Annotated in this window: 6 protein-coding genes; 5 read left to right on the plus strand and 1 reads right to left on the minus strand. The window is 53.5% G+C overall.

Annotation, left to right across the window (positions count from 1 at the left end):
* The first annotated feature begins 594 nt into the window (after window positions 1–594).
* The 5 genes from BMW84_RS00405 to BMW84_RS00425 all read left to right on the plus strand — a co-directional run bounded on the left by BMW84_RS00405 (window position 595) and on the right by BMW84_RS00425 (window position 7,247).
* Complete coding sequence (locus BMW84_RS00405) at window positions 595–1,938, plus strand: sugar ABC transporter substrate-binding protein (protein WP_091063189.1); 1,344 nt, start codon at window positions 595–597, stop codon at window positions 1,936–1,938.
* 107 nt (window positions 1,939–2,045) lie between these two features.
* Window positions 2,046–3,359 (plus strand): sugar ABC transporter permease, encoded by a 1,314-nt coding sequence (locus BMW84_RS00410; RefSeq protein WP_091063192.1) that lies wholly within the window; start codon window positions 2,046–2,048, stop codon window positions 3,357–3,359.
* Complete coding sequence (locus BMW84_RS00415) at window positions 3,356–4,201, plus strand: sugar ABC transporter permease (RefSeq protein ID WP_175498624.1); 846 nt, start codon at window positions 3,356–3,358, stop codon at window positions 4,199–4,201. The genes BMW84_RS00410 and BMW84_RS00415 overlap by 4 nt, the downstream gene beginning before the upstream one ends.
* Window positions 4,202–4,295: 94 nt before the next feature.
* Window positions 4,296–6,347: a methyl-accepting chemotaxis protein gene (locus BMW84_RS00420; protein ID WP_091063194.1), complete on the plus strand. Its 2,052-nt coding sequence runs from the start codon at window positions 4,296–4,298 to the stop codon at window positions 6,345–6,347.
* A 210-nt stretch (window positions 6,348–6,557) separates the two neighbouring features.
* On the plus strand, window positions 6,558–7,247 hold the full coding sequence (locus BMW84_RS00425) for a copper homeostasis protein CutC (RefSeq protein ID WP_091063197.1): 690 nt from the start codon (window positions 6,558–6,560) through the stop codon (window positions 7,245–7,247).
* Window positions 7,248–7,370: 123 nt separating this feature from the next.
* Here the strand turns inward: BMW84_RS00425 and yhbH are convergent, their stop codons facing one another.
* On the minus strand, window positions 7,371–8,534 hold the full coding sequence (gene yhbH, locus BMW84_RS00430; protein WP_091063199.1) for a sporulation protein YhbH: 1,164 nt from the start codon (window positions 8,532–8,534) through the stop codon (window positions 7,371–7,373).
* Window positions 8,535–8,551 lie beyond the last annotated feature (17 nt).

The raw sequence follows: 8,551 nt of genomic DNA on the forward strand, positions 1-8,551 counted from the left end.
ATAGGCCGAGGCTATCGCAGTGCAGGAACCGCTAATAATGGTTTGGATTATAGCATGGATATTTTGAGCATACAATACTCTTGTACAAACAATTGCACAATTTTTCACAGCCAAAAAACCGGTTTCATTTCGCACATATTTCGAAGGATTTATCAAAAATGGAGAGGGGGTTCCCTTAAAAAGGCTTCCGCTTGCCTGAGAATTGCTGCCAGAAACGAATTGAATAGAGAAAGTGGGCGAAAATAAGAGGAATCGTGTAAAAGAGGAGGTAAAAGTATAATTTTATGCAATAAATCGTTCTAAATGGCTGAATTGACTATGTGCAAACGTTTTTACAATTACCATTCCTGTTGTATTATGAATTTAGAAGTGAAGCGCTTTCCAGAACTTGATGAAGCGTATTCAGGAGAAAATGGAATCGAAAAACCAATTTTTTTTAACTCTCCTGAAATCGTTTGCGCAAAGTTTGGCAGCGCCATGAAGCGGTACCATGGACTGTTCCATGAACCGTTGCATGAACCGTTCTATGTACAGTACCACGAGCAGTACCTTGAAGCAGTTCCATGCTACATAAAATCGGGAGGGGTAAAGTCAATGAAATTCAAGAAAGTATTGGTTGCGACTGCGGCGTTCTCTATGGCAGTGTCCATGACGGCTTGCGGCTCAAACAACAACAACGCAAACAACGGGGGCAACGCTGCAGCGACAAACGCGCCGGCGGAAAATACGGCAACTACAGATAACACCGCTACAAACAGCGGAAACACGGCTACGGCTACCGACGAAGTTACACCTGAACCAGGCGCATCCCTGGTCGTATGGGAAAGTAAAGAAGAAAGACCGTTTGCAGAAGAAATCGCCAAGCAGTTTACCGAAAAATACGGCGTTCAAGTGAAGATTGAAGAGGTAGCTCCGCCGGATCAAGTGACGAAGCTGTCCCAGGACGGACCTTCGGGCCTGGCTGCCGACGTTATCCTGATCCCGCATGACAACCTGGGTAAAGCGGCAAGCGCAAGCCTTCTGCTGCCAAACGATATTTTTGCAGAGCAAACGAAAGCCGACAACACTGAAGCTTCCATCACCGGCGCTTCCTACGACGGCGAGCTTTACGGCTACCCTCGTGCAGCTGAGACGTATGCCCTGTACTACAACAAATCGCTGGTAAAAGAAGCACCGAAGTCGTTCGACGACGTTATTGCATTCAGCAAAACGTTCACGGATAAAGCCAAGAACAGATACGGCATTATGTGGGAAGTCGGCAACATGTATTACAGCTACGCCTTCATCGCTTCCACCGGCGGTTACCTGTTCGGCGACAACGGCACAAACAAAGACGATATCGGCCTCAACAGCGATGCTGCTATCCAAGGTTTGAAAGAATTCGCCAAAGTGAAAGAAGCACTGCCGATTAAGAGCGGCGATATCAACGCCGACATCAAACGCAGCTTGTTCAACTCCGGCGACGTGGCTATGGACATCACAGGCCCATGGGAATTGGCTGGCTATAAAGCGGCTCTCGGCGACAACCTGGGCATTGCTCCAATCCCGACGATTGCCGGCAAAACAGCCATTTCGTTCTCCGGTATCAAAATTTTCGGCGTAAACGCATATACGCAATATCCTAACGCCGCTAAACTGTACGCTCACTTTGCTTCCAGCAAAGACGCTCAGCTTCTCTTGAACAAACTGATCGGTTCGATTCCTACGAACAACGAAGCGCTGAAAGATCCGCAAATCACCGGCGACCCTTATATCTCCGCCTTTGCTGAACAAGCGAAAAACTCCCAGCCGATGCCTTCCATTCCGGAAATGGGCAACGTATGGAGCCCAGTGAATGCGGCTCTGCCAGAAATTTGGGATAACAATGCCGATCCGAAAGCGGCAATGGACAAAGCGGTTCAACAAATCAAAGATCTGAACAACGGAACCTCGAAATAAGGTTCAGCAGTATCATTCAATAGCAAACTGTGGAATGGAGTCGCCCGCCGCATCTTCACGGCGGGCGGTTTCCTTGAGTTCCGCGGCGGAGAGGAGAACGGAAGGGAATGCAGCGACACCGTACGAGAGCCGCAATACTGTCGACAATATTCATGGGATTGGGACAAATATATAACCGCCAATTCATCAAAGGGCTTCTTTTTCTGGCCGTAGAGGCACTAGGCCTTGTTTATTTCATCAATACGCTCGGGAGAGCCTTCTGGGGCATCTCCACGCTCGGTGAAACCCCGAACCATCTGGAGAAGGTCAAGGGCATCACGAGAATGGTTCCCGGCGACCACTCGATCATCATCCTGATCGAAAGCCTGATTACGCTGATGTTTTTCGCAGTGTTATTAATGGCCTGGATTATGAACATCCGGGATGCTTACAAGATTGGCACGGAACGCGAAAGCGGCCGTGAAGCCAACAGCTTTAAGCAAAGCGTGCGATATATTTTGGATTATAAATTCGCTCAGACCTTTTTAATTCTTCCGGGTATCGGCATTTTATTCTTCACAATTATGCCGATTATCTTCATGATCATGCTTGCCTTTACCAACTATGCCGCACCGGATCATATTCCTCCGGCCAAGCTGGTGGATTGGGTCGGTTTTGAAACCTTCCGCAATCTGCTCGTGCTTAAAACCTGGAGCCAAACCTTCTACGGCGTTTTAACCTGGACGGTTGTCTGGGCTGTGCTGTCCACCGTAACCACGTATTTCGGCGGCCTCCTGGTCGCGCTTCTGATCAATCAAAAAGGTATCCGCTTCAAAGGGGTATGGCGTTTGATTCTGATCATTCCTTATGCCGTTCCGCAGATGATTTCCTTGCTGCTGATGCGCAACCTGTTCAACGGACAATTCGGTCCGATCAACCAGTATCTCGGCTACTTCGGGCTTGGCGGCCTGCCATGGCTGACCGATCCGTTCTGGGCCAAGGTTACTGTAATTCTCGTAAATATGTGGGTGGGTATTCCGGTATCCATGCTGCTCATTATGGGTGTGCTGACGACGATTTCGCGCGACATGTACGAAGCGGCCGAAGTCGACGGGGCGTCGAACTATCAGAAGTTCCGCATCGTGACGCTGCCGATGGTGCTGTTCTCGACTGCGCCTACCCTGATTATGCAGTTTGCCGGCAATATCAACAACTTTAACGCCATTTACCTGCTTACCGGCGGTGGCCCGGTGAAAGGGGACTACCAATATGCGGGTTCGACGGACCTCCTGGTAACATGGCTATATAAACTGACCTCGGATCAGAACAAAAACAACATGGCTTCCGCCATCGGCATTATTCTCTTCATTATCGTTGCCGGGTTCTCCTTGTATAACTTCCGGCGGACCAAGTCATTCCAAGAGGAGGATATGATCCAATGATCGGACGCAAACTTGCGAATTTTATCCGCCTGACGCTCAGTTACATCGTGCTGGTCATTCTGGCGATTGCGGCCCTCTATCCGGCGCTGTGGATCCTGCTCTCTTCGCTCCGGCCGGGCAAGTCGCTGTACAGCAAAACATTGATTCCGGAACATTTTACGCTCGACCATTATAAGGAACTGTTCACCTCGCCGGTGTACATGTTCGGTACCTGGTACATGAATACGCTGAAGATCGCCGTATTCTCGATGCTGATCGGGGTTCTGTTGACCTTGCTCACCAGTTACGCCTTGTCCCGTTTCCGCTTCAAGAGCCGCAAAGCGACGATGTCGACGCTGCTCATTCTCGGGATGTTCCCTGGCTTCATGAGCATGGTCGCGATCTACCTGCTGCTCAAGGAATTCGACCTGCTGAACACGCATATGGCGCTCATTATCGTGTATGCGGCCGGCGCCCCGCTTGGCGGAACGCTCATTGCCAAAGGCTTCCTGGACACGATCCCCCGCTCGCTTGATGAAGCGGCGCGGATCGACGGAGCCAGCAACTTTGGTATTTTCTCCCGGATCATCCTGCCGCTGTCCCGGCCGATGATAACCTATATGGCGCTGACGCAATTCGTCGGGCCGTGGGTAGACTTTATTTTTGCCAAACTTATTCTGCGTTCCAAGGAAAAATGGACGGTTGCCGTAGGGATGTGGGATATGGTCAACAGCATGCAGAACAGCAACTTTACGCTGTTCGCCGCCGGTGCGGTCATGATTTCCGTACCGATCATGATTCTGTTCGCTTTCCTGCAGCGGATGCTCGTCGACGGCTTGACCTCAGGCGCAAGCAAAGGTTAATCCGAAAATTTATTCATACATCACCGAACCCGAGATACAGCCGTCAGCATCTGCTTTGCGGCTGTATCTTTATTTTAAATGAGGAGAGAGCGTAATGAAGCAGCCGGGAACCCTCCATTTCAAGTCGGTTGGCGTCAAATTGTTTGTCATTTTATTCTGCACCATCGTGCTTTTGGCTTCCGTATTGGGATTAACGTCTTACTATTCGGCAAAAGGGATTATCACCGATGAGGTAGCCGACGCCTCCTCGCAATCCATCGTTCAGGCGGCGGACAAGCTAGATTTTCTGCTGGCTGAATATGAAGCGCTTTCAAGACAATTCGCCGTGGATTCCGTGCTGAAAGAGGATTTAGAGACGGTTAACCAATCCGGGGCGGATACGGTCAACAAGGTTGCTGCCGAAGACCGGGTGCGCCGCAAGCTGGATTCTGTCAAAGGCTCCGACGAACGCCTCATGGGCGTACGGCTGGTCAAAAAAAGCATGGTCGATGCCGAGTCCTACAAATCGGCGGGGATCAGCGGCGTCCGCAGCGACGAAGGAATCGAGGCTCGCGTCAAGGAGATTGAAGCCGCCAAAGGGAATCCCGTCTGGTTTCCGGTGCGGGTCAAGGGTTTCTTCGATGTTTACAGCGAACCGACGCTTACAATGGGCCGGCTGCTGCGCAACATCCAGAATCCCGCCGCCGAATATTATATGCTGATCGAGATCAAAAGCTCGGCCCTGACAGATGTATTGTCCAATCTGCATATCGGAACGAAAGGCGAAATCCGAATCGTTGATCCACAGGGAACCGTCGTATACGCGGCAGATCAAAACCTCCTGGATCAGACCTCATACATAAATGTTGCGGACAAGGCAGCGGATGAACAGCAATCATTCACCGCGAAGGATGAAAAAGGGACGCCGGAGCTGGTCGTGTACCAGCCGCTGGCCACCGCCAAATGGACGCTGCTCGGCTATGCGCCGGTCAGCGAATTCACGAAGTCGGCGGACAAGCTGCTGTATATCACCTTGTCCGTCGTGCTCGTAGCCGTGCTGCTGGCGCTGCTGATCGGCTACATTCTCGTGCGGCTGATCGGCCGCCCGCTCGGGAAGCTGGCCCGCTTGATGGAGGAAGGCGAACGCGGCAATCTGCAGGTTCGCACCTCGTTCAAGGGCCAGGATGAAATCGGCCGGGTGGGTCACAGCTTCAACCGGATGATGGAACAGATCTCGCTGCTCGCCGGGCAGAGCGGCGCTTCGGCGGAGGCGGTGCTCTCCACCTCCGAACAGCTGGTCAAGGCTTCGGCGCAGACCTCCGCCCACGCCCGGGAGGTGGCGGCGGCGACAGGCGAGATCGCCGAAGGTGCGCGCAGTCTGGCGCAGGAAGCGGAAAGCAGCAACCGCAATGTCGAGCGGATGGGCGACAAGATGAGCGAAGTTGCGGATATCAACGCCGTGATGGATACGTCGGCCACGAAGGTCATGGCCGTCAGCGACCAGGGCGGCGAACTGATGGAGCAGCTCGTGAAGCAAAGTGAGCTGACGGTCCGGATGATGGATCTCATCCAGGACAATGCCGCGAAGCTGCGGGAGAGCACGCATCTGATCCGCAGCATCCTCGCCCCGATGGTCGCGATCAACAAGCAGACCAATATTCTGGCGCTGAATGCGACGATCGAAGCGGTGCGCGCGGGAGCAGCCGGACGGGGATTTGTCGTTATTGCCAATGAGATCCGTACCCTGGCCGACCAGTCGAACCAGTCGATTCAATCGGTATCCCGCATCACGGAGGAGATCAGCAGCCACATCGAAGAGACGGTAGCGGCTGTCGGCGAAGCCGCCCCGCTCTTCCGCGAACAAATCGAGTCGGTTCGCGAATCGTCCGGCATCTTCGAAAGCGTGCGCGGCGAGATGGAGCAATTCATCGCTTACCTGGGCCAATCCTCGGCGGCGGTGGCGGAGCTGGCCGGGTTCCAGCGCCAGCTTGGCGAAGCGATGAGCAGCGTGACCTGCGTCGTGCAGCAGACGAACGCTTCGACGCAGGAAGTTGCGTCGAAATCGTCCGAGCAGTTTACGGTCAGCGAGGAGCTGGTGGCGCTCTCGGGACGGCTTGAGGCGCTGGCCGGTGATCTGCGGCAGTCGCTGGTGCTTTTTCAGGGATAAGGGCGAGAGTTAAACGACAGGGAGCATTCACCATAATGGCAGTCCATTTCCGGCAACGGAAATCGGCTGCCTTTTTGTTTTCGCGGGTAAAGGGTATCCGATGATGAAGGGATGAGGAAGATAACGTATTGTTCAAGCGGGGCGGGAAGATATCCATTATACTATAAAAAATTATATACTATAAAAAATTAAACGGGGAGGAAGATAAAGATGCTGCTGGAAGTGATTGCAACGACAGTCCAAGATGCGATTGTCGCCGAGCACTATGGTGCGGACCGGATCGAGCTGATTACCGGCATCCGCGAGGGCGGGTTGACGCCCAGTTTGGGTCTGATCGAAGAAGTGCGGGCAGCCGTCGGCATTCCGGTAAGAGTAATGATCCGTCCCCATGCCCGTTCCTTCCATTATAATGATGCCGATGTGCGGACGATGCTCCGCGATATCCGTCATATCGTCTCCGTCGGCAATCTGTCTCTGGTCATGGGCATGCTTACGCCGGACGGGGCAGTGGATGAAGAACTGCTGAAACGGCTACTGGATGCGGCAGCAGGCCTTACAGTTACGTTTCACCGGGCATTCGATGAAGTACTGGATCAGTTTGCGGCGCTGGAGGCATTGTCGCGTTATCCGCAAATTACCGATATTTTGACCTCAGGCGGCCGGCCCACCGCACCCGAGGGGGCCAAACGGATCGCCGAGCTGGAGCGGCGGACGGCGGCGGCGGCAAGTCTATCCATTCTGGCGGGCAGCGGCTTAAACGCTGATAATCTGCGGGATTTCATCGCGCAAACGGCAGTAAACCGCGTGCATTTCGGGTCGGCAGTCAGGGAGCAGGGCGATCCGCTTCGGCCCGTCGATCCGGTGCGGCTGCAGGCGGTGCGCGATATTCTGGCCTTTTAAAGCGAGTCGCGTACAGCTGTCGATGGCCGAATCCGTTGCTGCTTCCACACAAGAAATCCGCTGCATCGAATGGCATCGAATGCAACGGACTGAAATTTCGCGTTCATCCCCCTGAATGGCGGGTCATGTTTTGGCCAGATCTTTTTTTCCGAAAAAGGTCTTCAGCGCCTGGTATACTTCCTTCTTATCTTTGATGACGTAATGCATGAACTGCTCCTGCTTCAGATGCCGGTAGGCGGACATCAGCGTGCTGCTGCGGTTATACTGGTTGACCTCCCCGTAGCCGAACATGTTGCTGCGCTTCAGCAGCTCGCCGATCAGCTTAACGCAGCGTTCGTTGTCGGAGGTGAGATTGTCGCCGTCGGAGAAATGGAACGGATAAATATTGTATTTGGCCGGCGGGTACCGGCTGTCGATAATATCGATCGCTTTTTGATAGGCCGAGGAGCAGATCGTGCCTCCGCTTTCGCCGCGCGTGAAAAAGTCATGTTCGCTGACTTCCTTGGCTTCCGTATGATGGGCGAGAAAGACGATTTCGACCTTTTCGTATTGGCGGCGCAGGAACCGGGTCATCCAGAAAAAGAAGCTGCGGGCGCAGTATTTCTCAAAGGTGCCCATGGACCCCGACGTATCCATCATCGCGATAATGACCGCATTGGAATGGGGCACGGTGACGTCGTCCCAGGTTTTGTAGCGCAAATCATCCGGGCTGATGCCGTGGATGCCGGGCCGTCCGCTGCTGGCGTTGCGCCGCAGATTTTCGAGCAGCGTCCGCTTTTTGTCGATATTGGACATCATGCCTTTTTTGCGGATATCGTTGAACACGATTGATTTGACCTCGATTTCTTCCTTCTCCTTCTGCTTGAGCCGCGGAAGCTCAAAGTCATGGAACAGAATGTCCTCCAGATCCTCCAGGTCGACTTCGGCTTCGACGGTGTCATGGCCCGGCTGGTCGCCGGCTTTATCCCCTTTGCCGGGTTGCGCGGACTGCGGATCGCGGCCGAGCACATCACCGACCTGGCTGTCCCCGTCGCCTTGCCCGACATGCTTTTGCTTGCGAAAATTATAAACAATCCGGTATTCGTCCAGGCTGCGGATCGGCACTTTTACAATCTGCTTGCCGTCCGACATGATGATGTTCTCCTCCGTGACCAGATCGGGAAGGTTCGCCTTGATCGCTTCCCTGACCTTCTGCTGATGGCGTTCCTGATCCTGATGGCCTTTGCGGTGAAGGGACCAGTCTTCTTTGGAGACGACAAACGAGTAGTGACCGGGCGACTGCGACAAGCGGACCACCTCCCATG

The sequence above is a fragment of the Paenibacillus sp. NFR01 genome, from assembly GCF_900111565.1.
Taxonomy (GTDB): domain Bacteria; phylum Bacillota; class Bacilli; order Paenibacillales; family Paenibacillaceae; genus Paenibacillus_AQ.